Source organism: Bdellovibrio bacteriovorus HD100, assembly GCF_000196175.1.
Taxonomy (GTDB): domain Bacteria; phylum Bdellovibrionota; class Bdellovibrionia; order Bdellovibrionales; family Bdellovibrionaceae; genus Bdellovibrio; species Bdellovibrio bacteriovorus.
The window spans coordinates 612,248-634,244 of record NC_005363.1; the positions used below are offsets into that span (position 1 = coordinate 612,248).

Consider the following 21,997-nt stretch of genomic DNA (forward strand, 5'->3'; position numbering starts at 1 on the left):
ACAACAAGGAGTTCTTTTAATGAAAGCATGGATTGCACTGTCCATTTTGGGTTCTTTTGTCTTTTCTTCCGCCGTTTTTGCCGCAGAAAGCCGCCAGTTTACAAAAGTAGATACGGAAAGGGCTGTGGTCAAAATCGTCACCGATGAAGGGCAAGGAGTTCAGGCCGCCATGTTTGTCGATGGGGAAGAAAACGAAAAGTTCATGAAAATGCTTTTAGAGGACCCAAATACACGTTTGGCAAGTCTGCGAGATGAACTTGAAAAAGAAAACTGTGATCCCTCCGCCCAACGCTATGACAGCTGGATTGAGGATTGTGGCTCTGTGGAGTTCACGGATCCTGTACAAACCTCGTTTGCACGTGGCGGCTGGATGAGCGCCGGGGCTCAGTACACTTACTTTGTGGGCTTCCGTCACGCGGGGACAGGTCATATCTTTGAAGCGACTTATATGGTTGTGATTCAAGAGGAAGTGAACGCTGAAATGAATCAGCAAAACGGCACCCCGAGTGTGCTGAAAAAGGACCTGTCTTTGGTGCGCATCGTGCGTATGCCGGGCCAGATCCGCATTCTTCCCATCCGCTAGAATTCGCATGGGATCCAACTTTCGTTCGCTGTCATTTGTCTATGCTCTGGGGAACGGTTCAACTTGAGATGAACCAGATGTGAGTTAATTCAGAGAACTGTCCCAACTTTACAATTTCGTCCAAGTCCTTCAGGTGGTCCTGTTTTCCTCCGAAAGAAGAGAGAATCTTATAAATCAACTCTTTCAGAGGTTTCAAAAAAATTATGGCAATCAGTTCTTGGTTCAAAGGAATTAAAGGCAAGCTCTTTGTGTGCGCTCTGATCCCGATGGCGGGCTTTGCAGCTCTTGGTTGGGTGGCCTATAAAGATATTAATATCATGGGTTCGATGTTGAACGACGCCTATGTCAATATCATTCCGAACATGAAAGCGATGGGCGAGGTTGAAGGCAGCCGTGCGCGCATTGGTCAGTATCTGTGGGGTGCTTTGGCCAATAAAGATGTGCCGAAGCATCGCGAAAGTTATGTCAGCAAAGCCAAAACGGCCATCAAGGAATATAAAGACGCCATTGCAGTCTATGAGGCGGCCTCCTTCCAGCCAGGTGAAGCCGAAATGTATGAGCCGGCAAGAAAGTTGAATGCCGACTATGCGCAGGAAGTGGAGCGCCTGATCTCGGCACTGGAAAAGCCGGACGCGGACTTTGATAAGTTGCGCGAACAGATGACCGAAGGCACTTATCTGAAGCATTCCACTGTGATCAAAAAAGTCGCGGGCGAGGTTGTGGCAATGTATGAGAAGCTTGCCGGAACCAACAATATTCTGCAAAAAGCCGAGACTCAAAAGGGCTTGATCATGCTGGCGGTCATTGGTGGCGTGTCAGCGTTTTTGGTGTTTGGTCTTTTGATGTTTATCGGTATGGCTTTGAGCCGCACGGTGAGCAACACGGTTTCCCGTTTGTCCGGTGCCGGTCATCAGGTGAATGAAGCCATCACACAATTGACATTGGCGGGCCAGGGGTTGTCCCAGTCCTCCACGTCTGCAGCGGCTTCCTTGGAAGAAACAGTGGCTTCGTTGGAAGAAATGACTTCCATGGTGAAGATGAACTCTGACAACGCCAAACAAGCGGCGTCACTTTCCCAATCCTCCCGCGCGGCGGCCGAGGACGGTGAGCGCGAGATCAAAAATCTTGTGGAGTCCATGCACGATATTTCCCAGTCCTCCAAAAAGATCGAAGAGATCATCAACGTCATTGACGATATCGCCTTCCAGACGAACTTGCTGGCGCTGAATGCGGCCGTCGAGGCGGCACGTGCTGGCGAGCAGGGGAAAGGCTTTGCGGTTGTCGCGGAGGCGGTTCGTTCATTGGCACAAAGATCCGCGTCGGCGGCCAAGGATATCACTTCCTTGATCAAGGACTCGGTGGAAAAAATCGAAAATGGAACCCATATTGCCGACAAGTCCGGCGATGTTTTAAATAACATCGTGAACTCGATCAAAAAGGTGGCGGATCTGAATAACGAGATTTCCGCAGCCAGCGCCGAGCAGACAACGGGCATTCAGCAGATCAATAAGGCCATGAACCAGCTGGATCAAAGTTCTCAGTCCAATGCGGCTTCTTCTGAAGAGATCGCGGCGACGTCTGAAGAGATTTCCTCTCAGTCCGAGCAAATGCAGATCATGGTTCGTGAATTGAGCAACTTTGTGACCGGATCAACAGAGGTTGAGGCGAAGGCCGAAGCACCGGCGCGTATGCCATCTGCCAAGCCTGCAAAAAAACCTGAGGTAAAATCGGCGAAGGTGATGAAGTTCACACCGCCGCCGAAGAAGGCAGCGCCCGCACCGGCCGCAGCAGTCATTCCATTTGACACAGATGAAGATCCGCGCGCCAAAGTGGGCACCACCGACGGCTTCTAAGCGGTTGAAACACAAATGGACCCAGTATAGTCGCCCTTATATTGTGAAGGGATGGGAAAAAAGACTCTGCTGGTCCTGGTTGTCCTGGTTGCTGTGCTGGCTGGAGCCAGCTGGATCACCATGCAAATAACACCATGGCCGAAGGCCATGGTGATTCGCTGGCTCTTTGATGAAGGCGCCGAAGAGGCCTCTGCGGTGCTGGCCAAGCATCTTCCCACCAATATAAGTCAAAGACTTGATGTCTCTTATGATCCCTTCGACAAAGACGCCTTTGTGGATTTCTATTTTCCGACTGAAGCAGAAGCCCAGGGATCATTGCTGCCTTTGATCGTCTGGGTTCATGGGGGCGCCTGGATTTCGGGGGACAAGGCGGATGTTGGCAACTATGCCCGGATCCTGGCCTCGCGCGGATTTGTGGTGGCCTCTGTCGGATATTCAATAGCACCCGAGTTTCAATATCCCACACCTCTTCGCCAGATTCTACTGGCGCTTTCTTTTATTGACGAAAATGCCTCTGACTATCATGCCGACTCCACCCGGGTCTTTTTGGCCGGAGATTCTGCCGGCGCCCAATTGGTCGCACAAACGGCCAACATTCTGACATCTCCGACGTACGCCGAGCAAATGGAAATGCTGCCGACTTTGGCAAAAGAAAAACTGAAAGGTCTGCTGCTGTACTGTGGTGCCTATGATCCCACGCTGGTCAACTTTGAAGGTTCCTTTGGTGGATTTTTGAATACTGTGTTTTGGTCCTACTTCGGGACCAAGGACTTTCTCAAGGATGAACGGATGAAAGAGTTCTCGGTCCTGCAGAATATGACCCGGGATTTTCCGGCGATGTTTGTCTCTGCCGGAAATGCAGACCCGCTGCTGGGGCAATCCAGAGCCCTGGCTGAAACCGCCACCCGTTTGGGAGTTCCGGTGCAGACACTGTTCTTTGCGCAGGATCATGCCCCGGGTTTAGGTCATGAATATCAGTTCAATCTGGATACGGCGGCCGGTCAGGAAGCCTTGCAACGATCTGTTGAATTTATGCAAAACCAATTAAAAAAGGAGACGTCTTTATGAAGGTGTTATCCGTTTTTTTAAGTCTGCTCTTGGCAGTTCCCGCCTATCCGTGCACCCGCATTTTGTGGGACGGGAAAAACCAGGATGTTATTGTGGGTCGTAATATGGATTGGTCCGAGGACACTGGCTCGAACATGTGGTTGTTCCCGCGGGGGATGGAGCGTGATGGGATGGCCTCCAAGAATTCTGCTAAGTGGACGTCCAAGTATGGCAGTGTGATTCTGTCGATGTACGATGTGGGGACTGCGGATGGGGTGAATGAAAAGGGACTGACGGCAAATTTGTTGTATCTGTCGGAAAGCCATTTCGGGACGCGGGATGAAAAGGTGCCGGGGATGTCAGTCAGTATGTGGGCGCAGTATTTTCTGGATAACTTTGCCACAGTGTCTGAAGCGGTTTCTTCAATGGAAAAGTCTCCCATCCAGGTTTTGATGGCCAGCGTGCCCACGGCCCACGGAGTGCGGCAGGGGACCGTGCATCTGGCCTTGTCAGACAAAACCGGGGACTCGGTCGTGATGGAGTATATCGATGGCAAAGCCAAATTCTATCACGGCAAAGAGTATCGTTTTATGACGAACTCGCCTCCCTTCGACCAGCAGCTGAAATCCATGAAGCAGTATCAGGGATTTGGCGGCAGTAAAAAACTTCCAGGGACCACCGAGGCGGCCGACCGATTTGTGCGTGCGGCTTACTACACCCAGCACCTGCCGGACCCCAAGGACTATCGGGAGGCGGTGGCGGGCGTCCTGAGTGTGTTGCGAAATGTATCGCAGCCTTTTGGCACACCCGATCCGGCTCGCCCTTATATTTCGACCACCCGCTGGCGGACCGTGGCGGATCTGACCCGGGGACTTTATTTTTATGAAAGTACTTTGAGTCCCTATCTTGTCTGGGTTGAGCTGCCAAAGCTTGACTTCAAAAAGGGCACAGCGGTGAAGAAGATCAATCTGGTCAAAAACTATGAGCTGATTGGCGACGTCACGGGCAAGTTCAAAACCACACCGGTTTTCCAATTCCTGAAGCCTGACGATCAGGGATTGTTGAAGGCGCAGAATTAAGTCCGTTTTGACTTTGCACGGCCCCACTTGCTAGGCTCTAGGCAGCCTGTGGGGCTGAGGTTTCAATGAATCTATTGTTTCGACTTTTGCATGTCCTGCTTTTTTCCCGCTTCCGTTCCCGAGTTGGAATCATGGATGAATGTGCGACGCCTTTTCGTGTATGGCCGACGGATCTGGATGTACTTCGTCACATGAACAATGGAATTTACCTTTCCCTGCAGGATCTGGCGCGTACAGACTATATGATCCGGGCCCAGGCCGCTGGGGCGATTGCCTCGGAAGGCTGGTATCCGGTGGTCGCTTCAGAAACCATCCGCTTTCGCAGATCACTGAAGGTCTTTCAGAAGTTCCATCTGCACACACGGCTGATCACCTGGGATGACAAATACCTTTACCTTGAGCACAAGTTCACCAGTCGCGGGGATTTGATTGCCATCGGCATGATTCGCGCGCGGTTTCTAAGCAAAAAAGGCGGAACGGTGACTCCGGCGGAGCTGATGAAGGCGGTGGGGGAAAACCTGACGGCGCCCGCTATGCCGGAATATCTGCAGTCCTGGATCAATGCGGATCAGGGACAATCCAAGGCCGCGGGAGTTTAGCTCTTTCAGAATTTGTATCCCAGAACGACGTAGTGCCCGAAGCCGGTGGTTTCTCCGGCGATGCCACCGTCAGCAAACTGGGCATAGTCCTTGTAGTACTTCAAACCGTAGCCCAATGAATAGTCCGGCTGATGCCAGTAAAAGCCGTTGTACCAGGCCACGGAGCTGTCGGTGCGACCTGGTTCCTGACCGATTTCATCAGCCGCAAAAACGAAATCCAGATAACCTTGATAAGACAGGAAGCTGTCATTGGCGAAGTGATAGAACGGGGCCAGCCAGTTCACCGCCAAAAAATAGCCATCCCAAGAGTGTTCGTTGACCGCCCCATAATTTTCCCGGACATAGCGGGCCATCAGATTTGCACCGAGTTTTCCGGTCCATGGGGTTTTGAAATCCACCCCGAGGCCGATGCATTGCTCGAACAAGGCGCGGTCCCCCACAATCAGCAGGGTCGCAAGATACCACTCCTGAACCGGACCCCAGGAAAGATCTTTTTGGGTGATGTGATTCAGGGAAAAGCGCGGGAAGGTTTTTAAAAACAGATTGTCGCCGTTGTGAAAGTCGCTGTCTTGCGAGTCAAAAATATCAAACACATCAAAGAATCCGTAAAAGTCCAAAAAACCCGAGCGTCCCCCGAACTCCATTTCAATGTACGTGTCGTCCTGCTGATCAAAAGGATTTTTATTTTCAAAGCCCTTGTATAGATTGAATTGCAGCCACTGAAAGTTCCGGGATTTTGCTTCACCCTGGGCATCGGCAGGAATTGGCAGCAGCAGCGCCGCTACCAGCATCAGTGGCATGAAAGCCTTGATCATAAGTCCTCCTGTCAGTGTCGATAAGAAGGGGCAAATATTTTTTGCATGCGGCCTGTTTTCACCAGATCCTGAATCGCAAGGTTGATCTCTTCAATTTTCAGGGTGGACTTCTTTGAAACGGCGCACTTCACATCCACCGGGTCAATTTCCAGCGGGGCTTTCTGCAGTCGGGAATCCTTGCTTTTGTAATAGCTGTATTCCAGGCTGTTTAAAAGAATCAGTGGCACACGTTTCACGCTCAGCTTTTCCACGTTGGCGGCGCCCGAGCCGGCGTCTTCGCGCTCCAGACTCTTATCCTCGAAATAAGGTGTCAGGGCCGGATAGACAAAATTCAAGACCGCCCCGATGCGTTTTCCCTTCAAATCCTCGAGCGTGCGGATCTTGGCGACTTTGGGATCCGCCTGATGTCCCACGATGAAATCGCTTTGTCGGAAAATCGGGGTACTCCAGTGGTATTGCTGGGCGTATTGCCCAGCCCAGGCCTCGGTGTCATAGCAGACCAGCTCTATCTGCCCGGACGCCAGACGCGCATCCAGGCGTCCCCGCGGAAGCAGCACGAAGTTGATGGGGCGCTGAATTCTTTTTCCGATCTCCAGGGCGATGTCAAAAAAGACTCCGCCGCGCACGGTCCCATCGACCTCGGAGGTTTTGTCAAAATGAATGAATGGCGGAGAGTCGTTGCTGTTCAGGCCGTAAGAAACCGGTTTGGGAGTGGTCTCCGGATCAGAGTAACGCTTGACGATTTTGCTGAAAACCTGCTTTTCATGCAGGCGATCGATTGCGCGATTCAGACGACTTAAAGTCAGGCGGGACTTTTTTGAAAGAGAACACTGGATGTCAGTTTTATCCAGCGCGAAGGTGCTTCTTTGCAGGCTGGGATAGAGGCTTTTGAAATAGGTGTATTCAATGTCACTCAGAAGGATGTAGGGCACCCTTCCGGTCAGCAGTTTTTTTATGCTGACTTCGATCGTGGGGCTGTCACTTCTTTGCAGCTCCTTGGATTTAAAGCGGTCTTCGAGGTCCGCGTACACATAATTTTCCACGGTGCCGATGGTGCCCTTTATTTGATCGGGTGAGACGAAGGGAACAGTTGTCAGGCCCACCAGGACATTGGTGTGCGTGAACAGGGGTTTGCTCCACAAGGCACCGTCAGCAAAGGGATGGCGCCAGCGCACACTGTTGTGGCAGATCAGATCGATCTTGTTGTTGATGATGTTCGTGGCGATGCGCTTGCGGGGGATGCGGACGATGGAATAGTCGCCCCCCAGTTCTTCGCCAATGGCGACGGAGACTTCGTAAATCAAGCCGCCGGTGGGAATAGGTGTGTTCTGATTTTCAAACTGAAAAAGTAATGGCGGAGCATTGCTCGAGTTGAAGCCAAACTTAATGCCGCCCGCGGCCTCAGTGGAGTGACCCTGACAAACAACAAGAAATACAAGAATCAGGAAGAAGCGGCGAGAATCCATACTCACTAGATAGTGAGTATGGAAGGGTGTTGTCAAAATTTTTTCATGGACTCTGTCACTCGTTGACGATCTATTTGCAGATCAAAGTGCCCTTGTCGATATTGAAGCCGGGAACATGGCTTTCTTGTGCAATGTGGGCTTTACCCAGACCCAATGCGAACTGCACAACGTACTTGTTGCCGCCAGGAATGATTTCCACACACTCATAAACCGGGATGTCAGCGGCATAACCCTGGCAGCTCAGGTCGATGACAAACTCACGATAGTCAAAAGCCAAAGTGGCGTTGCCAGCGGCCGGCATTTCAAATTCGGCATAAGTGCCGGAATTCAGAGTGCCTTCACATTTGAGAGTGTCAGCGAATGCCGGGCCAGAGATCAAAAGAGCGAAAAGGGTGATCAGGTGTTTCATAAAAAATCCTCTTTGGGTTAAAGTGTGTTTTGCACAGATCTTGTAACCTGAAAGAGGACATTTGAGTGTTTGGATCCCGTTAAGACCCCCGGTTTTGTTCCAGGATCTTACGCTTAAAAAAACTTTTATTGACAGGCTTCTTATTCTTCAAAGTCTTCGATGGCGTTTTCGTCACGCAGGTGGAATTTGAAGTCCGGACTGACATAGATCCCGCTGGAGATATAGCCGGCAACGCAGTTTTCTTTCATGTATTCCTGAATTGTGGCGTCGTCCTCTTCATAAGGAATGTCGCAGCTGCCGGTGTCGTAAGCTTCGTGCTGAATCTGACCTTTGTAGGCCACGAATTCACCTGCTGCAGAATAGATTTTAGTCAAAGAGCCGAACTCAACACTCGCGCCGTCTTTTAGCTGATAGTCACCCTCAAGAATCGTGTCATACCAGATGTTGGATTCATATTCGGCGGCCTTTAAAAGAGCGGCCTGATCCGGAGCGCTCAGGCTGTCGAAGTCGATTTCCTGAGTCACTTCGCTGCCAGCTTCAATCACAGAGTAAAGTTTTTTAAGGAAGGTTTGTTCCGCCTTGGAGGAAGCAAAAGCATTTACAGAGAAAACAGAAAGCATCAGTGCCAGTAGGATTTTCATGGGGACTCCAGTTCGTTTGATGCGGTTGTTTTAGTGCCGCCACATGCAGAAGTAAATTGCATAGACTGAAAGAATATATGCTTTGAAAGAATAATAAGGCTCCAGACGGGTCTGGGGAGGCTGTTTTTGTGCTGCAAATTGAAACGGACATTTGCCCAAATGTATCCAGAGAAACTTGGTAATGCCTTGAAATTAGCCGCTTTTTCTTAAGTTCCAGCAAGCAAAGGACGAAGAAGTGTCGAAGCTGCAAACAAGCGGCGCTTTGAGGACTTATGAACGTCAATTGTCAGCCAAAAAGCCACGGTTACAAAGTAAACTTATCTTATGGATAAAAAGACAGCTTCCAGGCTTTGTGCCTTCTTTGTTGTTACTTTGCCATTGATGCTGGGGTTTCAGAACTGCAGCGCCCTTTATATGGGCGAGCCGCAAGGGCGCTCGGAATCTGTTCCCCTCACTGAAGATCTGCAACTGGGACAGAAACTGTACACTCAAAACTGCGCCAACTGTCATGGCTCGGTGAAGTCCTCGGCGAAACGTTCGCGAACGGCAGAGCAGATATCCATCGCCATCAAAACTGAATCGCAAATGAGAATGATCAGTTTGACGCAGAAAGAACTTGATCTGATTGCGCAGGCTTTGTCGCCGGAGGCCTACAATCCGCCACCAGTGGTGAATGAAGACAACCGGCAGGTGTTTGCGTGCACGCCCGGGCAGATGCAGAAAACCCCGATGGTCCGGTTGACGAATCGCGAATACAGAGGTGCTCTGTTTGGCCTGCTGGATGACTTTGCCACCACTTTGAAAACTGATGCCACACTGCTGGAAAAGATTGAAGCCATACCTACGGACATCGCCACCGAAAATCGCGACACGCTGAAAGAACAGTCCCTGTTGATGACGGCGCCGATTTCCAATGCCTTGTTTGAATCCGCGTTCCGTGCCTCAGAGCTTGTGGCGGGGGCCACGACGGGTTTAAGGAATTATCCCAACACCGGTCAGTGTCTGAACGCCGCGACAATCACGCAATCCTGCCATCAACAGTTTGTGCGTGAACTGGGCAGTCGGGCCTTTCGTCGCCCTTTGAGCGTGACGGAAGCCAACGAGGTTGCGGCCCGTTTTTGGGATGCTGGTCTGGCCAAGTCAGATCTTTTGAAGGTCACCTTCACAGGACTGGTGACGATGCCGGATTCTCTTTACAAGGTTTATGATCGCGGCAGTGCGGTTGTGGGAAGTTCCACAGTGCTCAGTCTTTCGGCCCATGAACTGGCGACCAAGATGGCATTCTTCTTAACCGGAGCGCCCCCGGACAGCGCTTTGAAGGCTTTGGCGGATAACGGCCAGATTCTGGATGAAACAGTGCTGGATCAGCAAGCAGATCGACTGTTGTCCTTGCCGGGGGCCCAGGACATGGTTCGTCGGTTGTTCCGTGAATCTTACGGGTATGATGTCTATGATCGCCTTCAGTATGATTCTGCCTATATCGGCGGGGTCAGTACCGCAGGCCTGGACGATGTCATGACGGCAGAGCTTGACAGTTACTTTGTCGAAGTCGTTTTGAATCGCAAGGGCAGCTTTCTGGATATCATGACCTCCCGTTATACCAATGCGACCGACGGTCGAATGGGAGTGATCTATAACGTCAATGCAGTGACCTCCACTTTGCCGGAAGAGCGTTCCGGTTTCTTGAGTCGGGCGGCCATGCTGACGAAACGCTCGGGCTACACGGCTTCACCGATCAAACGGGGCTTGAGCATTATTGAACACGTGCTTTGCCAGGATATTGGCTTGCCGCCACCCAGTGCGCCGACGTCACTCCCGGTCCTGACCGAAGACCTTATCACCACCAGGTACAGAACCGTGCATTCTACGGAAGCGTCCGGGACGACCTGCATGGGATGCCATTCCCGATTCAATAATCTGGGGTATGCCTTTGAAAGTTTCGACAGCTTCGGGCGCTATCGAACTTCGGAAACAGTTTATAAGAACTCTCAGGCGATCGGATCTCTTCCGGTGGACACTTCGTTCACAACTTCTGAAATCACCGGGAAGTCAGTTTCAGGAAATGGTGCCCGTCAAATGTCAGAACAACTGGGTATGAGTGACCGGGCTTTGATGTGTTTTACAAAACATCTGAAGCGGTTTGAAGCCCGCATCCCTGCAGATGCAAACGCCAATTGTCAGATGAATCGAAGCTTGGCGTCGATGTACGGGGATAACACGACTCAGGGTTCTGTTGTGGGTGCCATCAAAGCTTTGGTTCTTTCACCTGAATTCAGACGCTGGAAATACTAAGGGGACGTTATGTCGATGTACTATTGCAAAAAAACCCGTCGTCAGTTTTTGGTCGGATCCGGGAAAACTCTTCTGGCTCTGCCGCTTTTGCCAAGTCTGATGCCAGTGGAAGCTTTCGCCCAGGCCGCGACACCCCCAAAGCGTCTGATGATGTTCTGGTTTGATCATGGAAATTTAAATGCCATGTGGCCGGCACGAAGTCTTGCGACCACCGCGGTGGGTTCCAGCGGGTCTAAAGAGGTTTTATTGCGCAGTTTGGGGTCGACATCTTCGTTCAGCTCGGTTTTGAACAATCCTTTGTATGATACGCTGAAGAACAGCGACCAACTGACGATCGTGCGCGGTTTGGATGCTTCGGTTCGGTGGGGTTCAGCCCATGGGAACTTTCCGGTGGCATCAGCGCAGGATCGAAATTCCGAGGGCGGATTCCCTTCTATTGAATCCGTGCTGGAATCTTCCAAGACGCTTTATCCGGATTCAACACCGGCCTATGTGCGGAAAGCCATCCGGGTGGGCCTTCTGGGAGCCGGATTGTTTTATCAAAAGGTGGGCAGTGGAGTTCAGGTGATTCCACATTACGAAGACTGGACGATTCGAAACTTCTATAACGAAGTCTTTGGCAGTCTGACGGCGGGCACAACGGCACCGGCAGATAACACCAATGAACTGAAATCCAATATCTTGAATCGTGTTTTTGGTGCTTACACAGGCTTTAAAAACAGCCGTAAAATTTCTGCTGAAGACAAAGCCCGCCTTGAACAGCACATGGGTTACATCTCTGACTTGCAAAAGTCCCTGGGCCAAGTGGCGCCAACACCGACGTGTTCCAAGCCTGCGGACCCGGGCAGTGTTTCTGATCCGGCTTTGTGCAACCGAATTTATCTGGATCTATTGGCCGTGGCCTTTAAATGCGGCCTTACTAAAGTGGGAGTCATGGCCTTTGAGGGACAAGATCCCCAGTGGATTCCGGGCTTGAGCGGCCTGGGCACCAATGTTCACGATGCCATGCACGGCAGTGCGGGAAATGCCATTCAGAAAACGGCCTATGAGGTTTGGTGGAGGTACTTTACAAATCTTATTGCGGACCGGTTCCTGGCACCTTTGAATGTTGAAGAGGGTGTCACGGGCCGTACCTATCTGGAAAACATGGTGACGGCGATGTTGTGTGCCGGTGGTATGCAGGATTTGGGCGGGGATAATGGCCATAGCGGTTATGATTCCCAGCAGGTTCTGATTGGAAACATGGGCGGGGCCCTGCGGTCGGGTCGTTATGTGACGATGCCGTCGGCGGGTCTGCCTTACAACTGTTTCCTGATCACACTGTTGCAGCTGATGGGGGTGCCACCTTCTGATTACGCCTTTGCGACGCCGAACGGGCAGGGGTTTGGGTATTACGGGGAGTTCCCGGCCAATCACGTGCTGAAGGGCAGATTCTATCAGCCGATCAGCGAGATTCTGACCTAGGCTTGAAAAGCGTGTGAACCAGAAAATAAAAAAGCCGACTTTGCAGTCGGCTTTTTGTTTTTGGAATGTATCAACAACTAAGAATTAGAAGTTGAAACGACCTGCTACAGACAGAACGATAACATTGTATTTATCAGCTTCGCTGTTAGAGAAGTCGTAGTCCAAACGAGGGATCAGCGCGAACGTGCCCATTGGCATTACAGAGTAAGCAGACAGGCCCAAAGTGTTGTAAGAGTCAGTAGCTGTGCTGCCATCTTCGTTTTCAGATTCTGCGAAGCTTACGTAGTTCAAAGCACCACCGAAAGTGATGTCAGTGACTTTTGTTTCGTAGAAAGCAGACAGGCCCATTGCGTTCCCGCCTTTTACTTTTGCATCCCCGATGCCTACAACTTCAATAGTACGCTCCATGTTGATCGTGTAGTTCAAGCGACCACCGATAACGCCGCCAGCTGCTTCAGTGTCCATACCTACATACGGATTGAAAGAGAAGCCACCAGATGCCGGGGAAGCCTCATTACCATCGATTTTACCTTTTTGTAGAGCCAATTCAACGCCCAAGCCGTAACGAAGAGTGGAAGCTCCCATTGCGGAATTGCCTTTCAAAGTGACTGTGGGATCTTGAAGACCGTTGATTTTGCTTTTTGGAGAAGAATCGCTTTCGATGGAAGTGAAAGCCAATGCGCCTTCGATAGAGAACTGATCGTTGATACCGTACTCGTAAGAAGCACCTGTGTTAATAAGACCAGAGAACTTGGAGTCTTCGGTATCATCTTTGTCTTTAGTGTTTGTGGAAAGAAGACCCAAACGTGCAGTCACGTCAGACTGACCCGCTTTGGATTGGAAGAAGAATTCATTGTCTGCTGCGTTTGCAGATACGGAAGCCAATACGATGGCGGCTGCGATAACTTTTGAAAACATTTGTAGCTCCTTAAGCTGTTAATACTCAGTTGAGTCCAAATATTCCAAGCCTGTTTAACCAAATAGTCAACAATCGACGTTCTTTTGAAGCTGCCAAATTACCTAAAATACCGAGTATTTTCGCAAATGGGACACTTCCGCTTAAGCGGGGAACCTTGGGGTGAGGCTCCTGTCGAAGCCTAAGCCATTGGAAGGCAGTTTTTTCATGGTGCGGTTGTCAGTTCGAATAGGATGGCACCGGGGGCCGTTTTTGGCTGGCACAGGATTTGGAGTAAAGGGCACAAAACAAGGAAACACTATGAAAAATATGTTTGGAAAAATTCTGGCTTCGACTCTTCTTTTGTCTTCCATTTCCGCTTCTGCTGGTGGCAATGACTTTGTGAGCCGCCTCAAGGCACTTGATGGCCGTGAAGGTAAAATCGTGTCTTCTTATGATGACGAAAATACCGGCCGTTGCCGTCTTGAGCTGCAAAAATATGAACTTGAAGATGGCAGCCAGGGCCTAGCAGTTTATCTGCAAGACACCGGTATGTACTTCACTCCAAGTGCAGGTCTTGATAAAGAAACAAAACTGAAAGATGCCAACACAGCTGTTGTTAGCACCAGCTCCGAGCGTCCGGGTGGCGATGCGTGCGGTGATTTCGGTGGTGCGCTTGGTTACAAAAAAGTTCTTGTCCTGAAAGACAATCAAGTGACCATTCGTGAGACCTTCCGTTGTGTGATGGATGGCTTTAAGAAATACGATCTTTCCACGACTTGCCAGTTCTAATCTGAACTGAACAAGATAGTGAAAACTGAACCCACACTGAAAAGGTGTGGGTTTTTTATTTTCAGAGGGCGAAGTCTCAATCTGAGACAACAATCTTCACAAAAGTCCGGTCAGTTTACGGCTGCAGATCACCGATAAGTTCGGAATGCACGTCCCTGCTTTTGTGATGCTATTTCTGCTTGTCCTGTGTTCGCCGATTCTGGCGACGGCTGAATCCAATTTGGAATTGCTGTACACAAAGCAGATTGCCTGGACAGCAGCAAACCTGGAAGACCCCAAGGTTGTCAGTGCTTTCCGCACTTCATTTCAGGATCTGGTCGCTGATAAATCCAAAATCGCCCAGCTACAGACATCCGAGGGCAAAAAGATTCTGCAACAGGGACAAAGCCTGCTGTCAGTCATTCAGCTGAAAGAGAACCTGCAAAAGTGTCTGCTGTCCCACGCGGCCGCCAAGGGTGTTTCCGAGGCCTTGGCCAAGGCTTTGGATTCCCAAGTCTTAAATGGCGCTGTGTGTGCCGAGGTTGTGGCAGAAGAAAAGAAGATGCAGGCCTTTGGCAAAGACATGGAAAAGGCATTCAAAGAAGATGCTCGTAATAAGATCCTGAATACGGCAAAAAAGCAGCTGAATGTCACTCGAGCCTACTGGAAAGAAGCCGCCAAACAAGACGCCCTGGATATCGCGGTGGAGCTGACGGATCGCGAACGTGAAATGAAGGTCAAGCCTCCGCAATCCGGAACTGAACTCCTGCTTTATACCAAAGCCATTCGCGAACGAAGAAACAAAAACGTGATCGTTCAAAACGATGTGAAGAAAGCCTTCGCCGAAGTTCAGACCGAGCTAAAAAATCACGAGGACTATTTAAACGAAGCGGCCAAGGGCAGTGTTGACGAGACTTTGCAAAGTCTGCTGGTAACGAACCCAGCGGCCAGTGCGCAGTTCCTGATGGAAAATCCGGGGGCTTCAGATCTGATCTGTAAGATCCTGCAGGGTTACGACAAGAAAGCCCAGAAAAACGAAATCCTGGATAAAGCCATGTTCTGGGGTGGACTTGTTGTTGGCGGTGTTTTGCTGGCGACAGGTATTGGAGCCGGGGTCGGCGCGATGGTTCTTTCCGGAACTGCCGCCGCGGGAACCTTGACCACAGTTGCGGCCGGGGCTGCCTTGGCGGGCACTATCGCTGCGGGTGGGGAAACAGTCTATGCCTCTTCAAAAGCCCATGAATCCTTTATCGAGGCCCGAAATCTGAGGGCCTCGGCATTTGCTGAAGGGTCTTCCAAAGAATCCTTCAGCAAGGCAGACGCGGCAAAAGATCAGGCTTATTCTGATCTGGCAGAGGCGGGCTTTTCTGCTGCTTCCATCATCCCATTTGGGGCGGGTTTGAAGGTTATGAAAAATGCCGCTCAGGCTTCGCGCCTGGGATCTTACGCGAAAGTGGCCAAAGAAGGTGCCAAGGTCGAAACGGACGCGGTGAAGTCCATGGCGACGTCTTTAAAAGAAATCTCTTCCGACAAAGATGTTTTAAAGGTTCTGGAAACCAGCCAGAAGCAGGTGAATTCCGAAGAGATGGGGATGTTCCTGGGGTATTTGTCTGATTTGCCTAAAGATCAGCGCAAGGAAGTTCTGGCGCTATTAAAGAAGAAACCGGAAAAAGCTGCGGATGCCATTCGCGAATCTTCCAAATCTGGGGTGTGCAAATGAAGAATCTGATTCTGTTGGTATTGCTGCCCTTGGTTTTGCCAATTGTAACCTTCGCCCAAACAGCGGATGAAGTCCGTCGCATCATGAATTCGCAAAGCAGCCATTACGATATTCTGAATGTCAGTAAAAACGCTTCTGTGGACGAGATCCGCACGGCCTATCGTCGCTTGATGAAAACCTACCACCCGGATCGCTATCAAAACGACCCGCAAAAGCTGCGAGCCGCCACTGAAGTGATGAAAAAGCTGAACGTGTCCCGCGACACCCTGATGGACCCGATGGCCCGTCAAAGATACGACGCCACGGTGAAGTCAGCACCCAAAACGACTGCCAAGCCGGCATCGGCGGCGCAGCCTTCAGCAAAACCAGAATCAGTGAATCCAAAACCGGAACCAAAAAAGTGGTCAGGGCCGGATTTCGAAGCTGAAGCCAAAGCCAAGGCCGAAGCCACAGCAAAAGCCGAAGCTGCCGCCAAGGCAGAGGCGGCTGCGAAAGCGAAAGCCGACGCTGCGGCGAAAGCCAGTGCCAAAACTGCCGAGCCACCAAAGCAAGAAACTAGGTTCTCAGCCAAGGAGGCTCCAAAGGCAGCTACCGAATCAAAGGTTTCCAGTAGCAGGACAGAATCTTCGAAGCCTGCGACAGTCGATACAGCGAAAGACGCCGCCGTGCGATCCGAACAGCCGATGAACCACCGAACCAAGCAGGCGGTGAAGTTCTATGAAGACACCGCCAAGTGTGGTGCGGGTTTCTATAAGTCCTTCGTGGATATGATGCTGTAGAAACTGATTCCCATTCTGAGTCATTCGCGACCTGGCTAATGGTCCAGCTGGTTTCGCCGATAAGTCCGTCATGAGATCTCGAAGACGACGCCTTAGCCTCATTCGATTTATCTGGTTTGTCGCAAGCCTTCCGGTCAAATTGATCTTTCTGCCGTTATCGTGGCTTCTGTCTTCAAAAAACCGAGATGGTTATGTTCTTAGAAAATCAACCTATGGAAGACCTCGGTACGAGCATCGCGTGGTCGCTGAAAGAATCCTAGGGCGACGATTGAAGCCGTGGGAAGTCGTCCATCACATCAACGGCCGTCGCAGTGACAACAGGCCTTCAAACTTGTGTGTTATGTCGCGAAACGATCACGATCGATATCATCGGTGGTACGACCGAATCCGCGCAAACTATGGCCGATATCCGAAAAAGGAAACTCAGCTGGTCAAACTCAAAGACCGATTCAACGGAATACTGCTGGGTGAGTCTGTAAATAGAAAAGCAGGATAAGAAAAAGGCACTGATTTTTAAGTCAGGGCCTTTTTGATCTTGAATAAGTCAGACTTTATTCGTGATTGTACAAAAGATCACAGGTCGCGAAATATTTAGCGCCGTTACTAAACACTGCAACTGCACGACCAACTCTTGAAACTTCATTTTCGTGACGGCTATCCATCGCAACACTTTTTGGCACGGCAATTTTCAATCTGACCGGACCATAAGCCAAAGAGTAAACTCCGGAATTCAAGTTGTAATACCCAAATGTCATCTCATTGTTAGAATCCAAATGCATATTACCATGGGTGTACTTTTTCAGGTTCGGATCGTTCAATGGAAAACTTGGTAAAGCCTTAGGGCCGGTGTTCGCGACGCTGATGTGATTTTCACCATTGAAAGGAAGGTTCTTGTCAAACAAGTCGACTTTATATTCAGACAACTTATCTTTATCCAGATATGCAATATCTCCTTCCAGAGGAATATTCATCGACAGGAAAACTCCATTTCCATTGTCCCAGCTGCAGATCAGATCCACCGGTGAACTGGCAAATAAGGGCAAAGAAACTAAATTCACAAGACCCATTAGTATTAGTTTACGCATGCTATTTTCCTTTCTTCCGGATTACTGGCAAGTGGCGATGTTTTCTACTTTGTAGCCAACAACCACGTCGTTGGAAATGACATAGGTCAGGCCCACGATTGTCTGGCAGCTGCCGGAAGTGATTTGAACATCAAGATTGTCATCACCGCCAATTTCCACTTTTTGAACGGCTTCGCCTTTCAGGGCAGAGGCAACACTCGCATCAGTCAGTGCAGCACTAATTTTTTGCAAAGAATCATTGTAGTTAGAAAATGCAGAAGAGGTGGTCATTACTGTGAATAGAGATACCAAGATCATGTTTTTCATAAAAACTCCTTTAATTTTTTTTAACGTTTATTTTTGTTTTTAAATTTCAATTATTTGCAGGTGTATCTAGCCCAGATGCCGCCGATTCTGACATCAGCAAGGTCGACGGTTGCATTCGGACTGATGGAGGCATAGCCTTCACTGGTAGAGAGCCACTGGATATTGTTGTAGGTGGTGCAGTTCGTGTTGGTTCTGCCATCGTGTTCGAAATAGGCGGCATAGTGACCTTCGCTGCCCATGAACTTTACGTCACCAAAACATGTGCCGGTTGTGCCAGTGCCCTTGACTGCCACTTTGCCGTTTTTGAATTGAATTAGAACTTCAGAATCCGCTTGTACTGAGTTACCTGCGTAATTCAGGCTGCAGGTATAGTATGGCTTAGCGGCGAAGGATGTAGAAGCCAGACCCAGGATCATAAGTGCACAGAATGCTTGTTTCACTGAAAACTCCTTTAAGGTTTGTTTTTCGTTATTCGTAAACTCAAATGCAAGATACCCGAGGCCTTGTCTCAAAAAAATATAGATGTTATTAATTAGTAAACGTTATGTTCAGTAATAGTGTACAATTGTCTAAACTTTAGCGGGTGGGTATTGGCTGATGAATATATTTGATTTCAAGTCTTATAAGACGTTCTTAAGAGCCTATTGCGACTCTGAAAGGGGTGCTCTGACCCGGTTGTCAGAGGCCGCCAATACCCAAAAGTCTTATTTGTCTGCCTGCCTGAATGGAAAGGGTCAGCTGAGCCTGGATCAGGCCTTCGGAGTTGCTGAGTATCTGAATATGTCTGACTATGAGCAAGACTATTTCTATTTGCTGATTGATAAAGAAAAGGCAGTCACTCCGGCGCTTCGTCGCCGCCTTGAATCCAAGGCCAAGGACATGAGCCGCGAGGCTTTCAGGCTTAAGAATCAGCAGAAGGACTCTGTGATCGTTACGGAGCAGGATTCAAACATCGGCTTCTATTATGCCACCTGGCTTGCGACGGCCATCCATACCCTGACGTCGGTGCCGCAGTTTCAAAGTATAGCGAGCCTTGAAAAGCGGCTGAATCTAAATCAAGCCAGTGTTGCCACGATTATCGGCTATCTTGAGAAAATGGAACTTATCAAAAAAAGTGGTGATAAATATCGTTGGAACTCATCGAACATTCATCTGGAAGACAGCAGTGTCTGGATCAGCAGTCATCATACGAACTGGCGTGCGCGTGCCATGGACAATGTTCAGAAGAATGACCGGGAAGCGACTCACTATAGTTCTATTCAGTCCTTCTCTGAAGAGGACTTTGAAAAGTTGAAGAAAAAGATCGCCTACTTTATCAGTGATTTTAACAAAGTCGCTGATCCGTCAGAGCCCGAAGACGCTTATTGCTTTAATATCGATCTTTTCCGGGTTTAAGCGGCTGTCTCATTTTGAGACATGGCCGTGGTATGTCCTTTGCTTTCTTAAAAACTAAAGAATGCAAAGGACACTTCAATGATCTGCACGAAATTTTGCGAAAAAATTTTGATCACCTGTGTGACGCTTTTTGCGTTGAATGCCTTTGCATTGGATGCTGGTGCCGAAAAGTTAAAGCTGCCTCAGCTGCCGCAGATCAAGGCGCCTGAAGCCGTTCGTATTGAAGTTAAGCCCGTGGCTCGACCGGAAGGATCTTTGATCCTGGACAATGCCCTGGGTAAAAATCTTAAGGACTTTCAGACTTTTTTGAAAACTCAGGGGCCTCGTACTGGAGGCGGTGGAAATTCCTGTGCTCTTTCCATTCACCAGAACACAGAGAAGCTTGTCAGTTTGCTTTCTGAGATGCCCACGCTGTTGAGCGAGGGGCAAAGAGCTTTCTTGCTGCACAAGATATCCGTGGCTAAGTTTTACCTAAGTGAAGATCTGACTCTGGATGGGCAGACAAAGGACGCCATTAACTATCCGAACACCAATGAGATTTATTTATCCAATAAGCTATGCGGGCTGGACCTGCTGGATGTGCAGAGCCGTGCGATGGCTATCCTTCTGCATGAATATCTGGGGCTTGCTAACATTGATGATCGTCGGTACCAGATATCCGGTGCCTTCCTGCAAAACTATTCAACCTTCAATGCCCGTGGATATACCTTCACCGCTGATAATTCATATAAAGCACATACCGGACAATGTGTTCAGTCTGTTCTTCAGATGCAGCAAATCGGAAACAATTTAATTATTTCAACTTCGTCGAAACCTGGCGCGAGGATCATCCCATTAACGCGCCAACATGTTGAAGAGTTCCAGGCCTTGGGTGAACGAATTTGGGGAGCTGAAAAGACGGTCACCGTAGCCGACAGGGAAATGGGTGTGGACTATGTGTTTTCCAGCGAAAGTTGCGGCACCGTAAGTTGTGAATACTTAAGAATTAAAAAGGGCGATGTAACCATAAAGACTATTAAGAATGCCACCAATGGGCTGTCGACTATTGATTGCAAACGCTAGTGGGCCCAGATTTTGGACATAAAAAAAGCCGACTTATTCAGTCAGCTTTCTTTGCGGATCTTTCCAGAGGAAAGATTTGGTGCCCCGCGAGGGACTTGAACCCCCACGCTTGCGCACTAGATCCTAAGTCTAGCGTGTCTGCCAATTTCACCAGCGGGGCACACCTTAAATTCGAAGAACATTGATAGCCTAGTTGCCTAGGCTAATGCAAGAAAATTACTTCTCGCTGATCAATTTTTTGTAATCTGGAGCTCTCATCAGGTTTGCGAGCTCTTTTTCAGTATCCATTTCGATACGAACCAACCAGCCTTCATTTACTGGATCGTCGTTCAAAACAGAAGGATCGTCGCCCAGGGACGCGTTTACTTCGATTACAGTGCCGGAAACAGGAGCGTAAAGGTCGCTCACGGCTTTAACGGACTCAATAACACCGAAAGTTTGGCCTTGAGTGATTTTTTGACCTTCTTCTGGAAGTTCCACGTAAACCACTTCACCCAATTGGTCTTGAGCGAACTCAGTGATGCCTACGGTTACGATGTTCTCGTCAACTTGAGCCCATTCGTGTTCTTTTGTGTAGTAGTAATCTTCAGGAATATGAAATCCCATGTCTGGCTCCTTATTTCGTTACAAACGGTGTTTTGCAAACCACGGCTTTCACTTTACGGCCGCGGATATCCAGAAGGAATTCAGTTCCTTCTTTCGCGTAAGCCACATCGATAAAAGCAATACCGATAGGCTCGTCCAGGGTCGGTGAGTGTGTACCACTAGTTACCTTGCCGATTTCTTTGTTGTCAAAAGAAAACAGGCTGTATCCCTGACGGGGGATGCCCTTCTCAAGCATCTTAAATCCCACAAGATTTCTGGTTAGGCCGGCTTCTTTTTTGCCCACGATTTGGGCTTTGTTCATGAAGTCCTTTTTAGCCGGTTTAATAACCCAGCCAAGGCCCGCTTCGTATGGATTCGTCGTGTCATCGATTTCGTGGCCATACAGGGAGTACTTCATTTCGGTTCTTAGGGTGTCACGAGCGCCCAAACCGATGCCCATGCAGCCCAGGTCCTTGCCTTTTTCCAGCAAAGTCATCCACAGGTCCGCCGTGCCCGCCGCCTCGACAAAGACTTCACAGCCTTTTTCGCCGGTGTAGCCGGTGGTGGCGATCATGATCTTGTGGCCCTTGAACGTGCCGGATTTGACCGTGAAGGACTTCATTTCGCTGACTTTGATGTCAAAGACGCGGTCACACAGTTCCAGGGCTTTCGGGCCTTGGATGGCGATCTGACCCCAAAGGTCGGATTCGTCGGTGATGTCGGCACCCTTGTTGTGTTTGGTCATCCAGGCAAAGTCTTTGTCTTTGTTAGAGGCGTTCACACACACCAGATAGTCGGAATCTTTAGACAGGCAGTAAACGATGATATCGTCAACCAGACCGCCCTGATCATTCGGCAGCAGAGAATACTGAGCTTCGCCGTCGTTCAGCTTGGAAACGTCGTTGGTGGTCAGCCACTCCAGAGTCTCCAGGGCTTTAGGTCCCTTGACGCGAACTTCGCCCATGTGGGAGACGTCGAATAGGCCCACGTTCGTGCGCACGTTGTTGTGCTCTTCACGAAGACCGATGTATTGAACGGGCATATACCAACCGGCAAAGTCGACCATGCGGGCGCCCAGCTTTTCATGTGTGTCTGCTAAAGGTGTCTTTTTCATGCGGTTGCATAATCCTTTCCCCGTGACATTCAGTCAA

At 49.7% G+C, this 21,997-nt stretch carries 23 protein-coding genes and 1 tRNA gene; 13 read left to right on the forward strand and 11 right to left on the reverse strand.

Annotated features, from left to right (window positions below):
• Window positions 1-19 precede the first annotated feature (19 nt).
• From BD_RS03020 to BD_RS03040, 5 genes are all read left to right on the forward strand, one after another.
• Window positions 20-583 (forward strand): hypothetical protein, encoded by a 564-nt coding sequence (locus BD_RS03020; protein ID WP_011163223.1) that lies wholly within the window; start codon window positions 20-22, stop codon window positions 581-583.
• A 203-nt stretch (window positions 584-786) separates the two neighbouring features.
• On the forward strand, window positions 787-2,436 hold the full coding sequence (locus BD_RS03025) for a methyl-accepting chemotaxis protein (protein WP_011163225.1): 1,650 nt from the start codon (window positions 787-789) through the stop codon (window positions 2,434-2,436).
• A 51-nt stretch (window positions 2,437-2,487) separates the two neighbouring features.
• Entirely contained in the window at window positions 2,488-3,504 is a 1,017-nt protein-coding gene (locus BD_RS03030; protein ID WP_011163226.1) for an alpha/beta hydrolase, read from the forward strand.
• Window positions 3,501-4,562, forward strand: a complete 1,062-nt coding sequence (locus BD_RS03035) for a linear amide C-N hydrolase (RefSeq protein ID WP_011163227.1) — start codon at window positions 3,501-3,503, stop codon at window positions 4,560-4,562. Before BD_RS03030 ends, BD_RS03035 begins: the two co-directional genes overlap by 4 nt.
• A gap of 65 nt (window positions 4,563-4,627) precedes the next feature.
• Entirely contained in the window at window positions 4,628-5,161 is a 534-nt protein-coding gene (locus tag BD_RS03040) for an acyl-CoA thioesterase (RefSeq protein WP_011163228.1), read from the forward strand.
• A gap of 5 nt (window positions 5,162-5,166) precedes the next feature.
• On the opposite strand, the gene BD_RS03045 is transcribed toward BD_RS03040, so the two are convergent.
• From BD_RS03045 to BD_RS03060, 4 genes are all read right to left on the reverse strand, one after another.
• Window positions 5,167-5,976, reverse strand: a complete 810-nt coding sequence (locus tag BD_RS03045; RefSeq protein ID WP_011163229.1) for a nucleoside-specific channel-forming Tsx family protein — start codon at window positions 5,974-5,976, stop codon at window positions 5,167-5,169.
• An 11-nt stretch (window positions 5,977-5,987) separates the two neighbouring features.
• A complete protein-coding gene (locus BD_RS03050; RefSeq protein ID WP_050792893.1) occupies window positions 5,988-7,442 on the reverse strand; it encodes a substrate-binding periplasmic protein in 1,455 nt (484 codons plus the stop codon).
• A gap of 70 nt (window positions 7,443-7,512) precedes the next feature.
• Window positions 7,513-7,851: a hypothetical protein gene (locus BD_RS03055; protein ID WP_011163231.1), complete on the reverse strand. Its 339-nt coding sequence runs from the start codon at window positions 7,849-7,851 to the stop codon at window positions 7,513-7,515.
• A 140-nt stretch (window positions 7,852-7,991) separates the two neighbouring features.
• Window positions 7,992-8,492: a hypothetical protein gene (locus tag BD_RS03060; RefSeq protein ID WP_011163232.1), complete on the reverse strand. Its 501-nt coding sequence runs from the start codon at window positions 8,490-8,492 to the stop codon at window positions 7,992-7,994.
• A gap of 324 nt (window positions 8,493-8,816) precedes the next feature.
• Here BD_RS03060 and BD_RS03065 point away from each other — a divergent pair, with 324 nt between their 5' ends.
• Entirely contained in the window at window positions 8,817-10,784 is a 1,968-nt protein-coding gene (locus BD_RS03065; RefSeq protein ID WP_011163234.1) for a DUF1588 domain-containing protein, read from the forward strand.
• A 9-nt stretch (window positions 10,785-10,793) separates the two neighbouring features.
• The gene (locus BD_RS03070; RefSeq protein WP_011163235.1) at window positions 10,794-12,248 is read left to right on the forward strand and encodes a DUF1552 domain-containing protein; all 1,455 of its coding nucleotides are present in this window, start codon (window positions 10,794-10,796) and stop codon (window positions 12,246-12,248) included.
• Between the two features lie 84 nt (window positions 12,249-12,332).
• On the opposite strand, the gene BD_RS03075 is transcribed toward BD_RS03070, so the two are convergent.
• Window positions 12,333-13,166, reverse strand: coding sequence for a porin family protein (locus BD_RS03075; RefSeq protein ID WP_011163236.1), 834 nt, complete (start codon window positions 13,164-13,166; stop codon window positions 12,333-12,335).
• A gap of 298 nt (window positions 13,167-13,464) precedes the next feature.
• Here BD_RS03075 and BD_RS03080 point away from each other — a divergent pair, with 298 nt between their 5' ends.
• From BD_RS03080 to BD_RS18480, 4 genes are all read left to right on the forward strand, one after another.
• Window positions 13,465-13,935, forward strand: coding sequence for a hypothetical protein (locus BD_RS03080; protein ID WP_157865640.1), 471 nt, complete (start codon window positions 13,465-13,467; stop codon window positions 13,933-13,935).
• Between the two features lie 166 nt (window positions 13,936-14,101).
• Window positions 14,102-15,634: a tolA protein gene (locus BD_RS03085; protein ID WP_231839267.1), complete on the forward strand. Its 1,533-nt coding sequence runs from the start codon at window positions 14,102-14,104 to the stop codon at window positions 15,632-15,634.
• Window positions 15,631-16,413 carry a J domain-containing protein gene (locus BD_RS03090; RefSeq protein WP_011163239.1) on the forward strand — a complete coding sequence of 261 codons (783 nt, stop codon included), beginning with the start codon at window positions 15,631-15,633 and terminating at the stop codon, window positions 16,411-16,413. Before BD_RS03085 ends, BD_RS03090 begins: the two co-directional genes overlap by 4 nt.
• Before the next feature lie 70 nt (window positions 16,414-16,483).
• On the forward strand, window positions 16,484-16,909 hold the full coding sequence (locus BD_RS18480; protein WP_080558976.1) for an HNH endonuclease signature motif containing protein: 426 nt from the start codon (window positions 16,484-16,486) through the stop codon (window positions 16,907-16,909).
• 55 nt (window positions 16,910-16,964) lie between these two features.
• On the opposite strand, the gene BD_RS03095 is transcribed toward BD_RS18480, so the two are convergent.
• Genes BD_RS03095 through BD_RS03105 form a run of 3 tightly spaced genes read right to left on the reverse strand, consistent with a single transcriptional unit; the run spans window position 16,965 to window position 18,244 of the window.
• Window positions 16,965-17,498, reverse strand: a complete 534-nt coding sequence (locus tag BD_RS03095) for a hypothetical protein (RefSeq protein WP_011163240.1) — start codon at window positions 17,496-17,498, stop codon at window positions 16,965-16,967.
• Between the two features lie 21 nt (window positions 17,499-17,519).
• Window positions 17,520-17,804, reverse strand: a complete 285-nt coding sequence (locus tag BD_RS03100; protein WP_011163241.1) for a hypothetical protein — start codon at window positions 17,802-17,804, stop codon at window positions 17,520-17,522.
• 50 nt (window positions 17,805-17,854) lie between these two features.
• Window positions 17,855-18,244: a hypothetical protein gene (locus BD_RS03105; protein ID WP_011163242.1), complete on the reverse strand. Its 390-nt coding sequence runs from the start codon at window positions 18,242-18,244 to the stop codon at window positions 17,855-17,857.
• Between the two features lie 157 nt (window positions 18,245-18,401).
• Between BD_RS03105 and BD_RS03110 the strand changes: the two genes are divergently transcribed.
• Window positions 18,402-19,199 (forward strand): DUF4423 domain-containing protein, encoded by a 798-nt coding sequence (locus BD_RS03110; protein WP_011163243.1) that lies wholly within the window; start codon window positions 18,402-18,404, stop codon window positions 19,197-19,199.
• Window positions 19,200-19,334: 135 nt separating this feature from the next.
• Complete coding sequence (locus tag BD_RS03115) at window positions 19,335-20,261, forward strand: hypothetical protein (RefSeq protein ID WP_231839268.1); 927 nt, start codon at window positions 19,335-19,337, stop codon at window positions 20,259-20,261.
• A gap of 77 nt (window positions 20,262-20,338) precedes the next feature.
• Here the strand turns inward: BD_RS03115 and BD_RS03120 are convergent.
• From BD_RS03120 to gcvT, 3 genes are all read right to left on the reverse strand, one after another.
• Window positions 20,339-20,421 (reverse strand) — tRNA-Leu (locus BD_RS03120).
• A gap of 56 nt (window positions 20,422-20,477) precedes the next feature.
• Entirely contained in the window at window positions 20,478-20,867 is a 390-nt protein-coding gene (gene gcvH / locus BD_RS03125; RefSeq protein WP_011163245.1) for a glycine cleavage system protein GcvH, read from the reverse strand.
• Window positions 20,868-20,877: 10 nt separating this feature from the next.
• On the reverse strand, window positions 20,878-21,960 hold the full coding sequence (gcvT, locus tag BD_RS03130) for a glycine cleavage system aminomethyltransferase GcvT (protein WP_011163246.1): 1,083 nt from the start codon (window positions 21,958-21,960) through the stop codon (window positions 20,878-20,880).
• Window positions 21,961-21,997 lie beyond the last annotated feature (37 nt).

Coding starts and splice junctions, on each gene's coding strand:
- BD_RS03020 (WP_011163223.1), top strand. CDS start 20: ATGAAAGCATGGATTGCACTGTCCATTTTGGGTTCTTTTGTCTTTTCT.
- BD_RS03025 (WP_011163225.1), top strand. CDS start 787: ATGGCAATCAGTTCTTGGTTCAAAGGAATTAAAGGCAAGCTCTTTGTG.
- BD_RS03030 (WP_011163226.1), top strand. CDS start 2,488: ATGGGAAAAAAGACTCTGCTGGTCCTGGTTGTCCTGGTTGCTGTGCTG.
- BD_RS03035 (WP_011163227.1), top strand. CDS start 3,501: ATGAAGGTGTTATCCGTTTTTTTAAGTCTGCTCTTGGCAGTTCCCGCC.
- BD_RS03040 (WP_011163228.1), top strand. CDS start 4,628: ATGAATCTATTGTTTCGACTTTTGCATGTCCTGCTTTTTTCCCGCTTC.
- BD_RS03045 (WP_011163229.1), bottom strand. CDS start 5,976: ATGATCAAGGCTTTCATGCCACTGATGCTGGTAGCGGCGCTGCTGCTG.
- BD_RS03050 (WP_050792893.1), bottom strand. CDS start 7,442: ATGGATTCTCGCCGCTTCTTCCTGATTCTTGTATTTCTTGTTGTTTGT.
- BD_RS03055 (WP_011163231.1), bottom strand. CDS start 7,851: ATGAAACACCTGATCACCCTTTTCGCTCTTTTGATCTCTGGCCCGGCA.
- BD_RS03060 (WP_011163232.1), bottom strand. CDS start 8,492: ATGAAAATCCTACTGGCACTGATGCTTTCTGTTTTCTCTGTAAATGCT.
- BD_RS03065 (WP_011163234.1), top strand. CDS start 8,817: ATGGATAAAAAGACAGCTTCCAGGCTTTGTGCCTTCTTTGTTGTTACT.
- BD_RS03070 (WP_011163235.1), top strand. CDS start 10,794: ATGTCGATGTACTATTGCAAAAAAACCCGTCGTCAGTTTTTGGTCGGA.
- BD_RS03075 (WP_011163236.1), bottom strand. CDS start 13,166: ATGTTTTCAAAAGTTATCGCAGCCGCCATCGTATTGGCTTCCGTATCT.
- BD_RS03080 (WP_157865640.1), top strand. CDS start 13,465: ATGAAAAATATGTTTGGAAAAATTCTGGCTTCGACTCTTCTTTTGTCT.
- BD_RS03085 (WP_231839267.1), top strand. CDS start 14,102: ATGCTATTTCTGCTTGTCCTGTGTTCGCCGATTCTGGCGACGGCTGAA.
- BD_RS03090 (WP_011163239.1), top strand. CDS start 15,631: ATGAAGAATCTGATTCTGTTGGTATTGCTGCCCTTGGTTTTGCCAATT.
- BD_RS18480 (WP_080558976.1), top strand. CDS start 16,484: ATGAGATCTCGAAGACGACGCCTTAGCCTCATTCGATTTATCTGGTTT.
- BD_RS03095 (WP_011163240.1), bottom strand. CDS start 17,498: ATGCGTAAACTAATACTAATGGGTCTTGTGAATTTAGTTTCTTTGCCC.
- BD_RS03100 (WP_011163241.1), bottom strand. CDS start 17,804: ATGAAAAACATGATCTTGGTATCTCTATTCACAGTAATGACCACCTCT.
- BD_RS03110 (WP_011163243.1), top strand. CDS start 18,402: ATGAATATATTTGATTTCAAGTCTTATAAGACGTTCTTAAGAGCCTAT.
- gcvH (WP_011163245.1), bottom strand. CDS start 20,867: ATGGGATTTCATATTCCTGAAGATTACTACTACACAAAAGAACACGAA.
- gcvT (WP_011163246.1), bottom strand. CDS start 21,960: ATGAAAAAGACACCTTTAGCAGACACACATGAAAAGCTGGGCGCCCGC.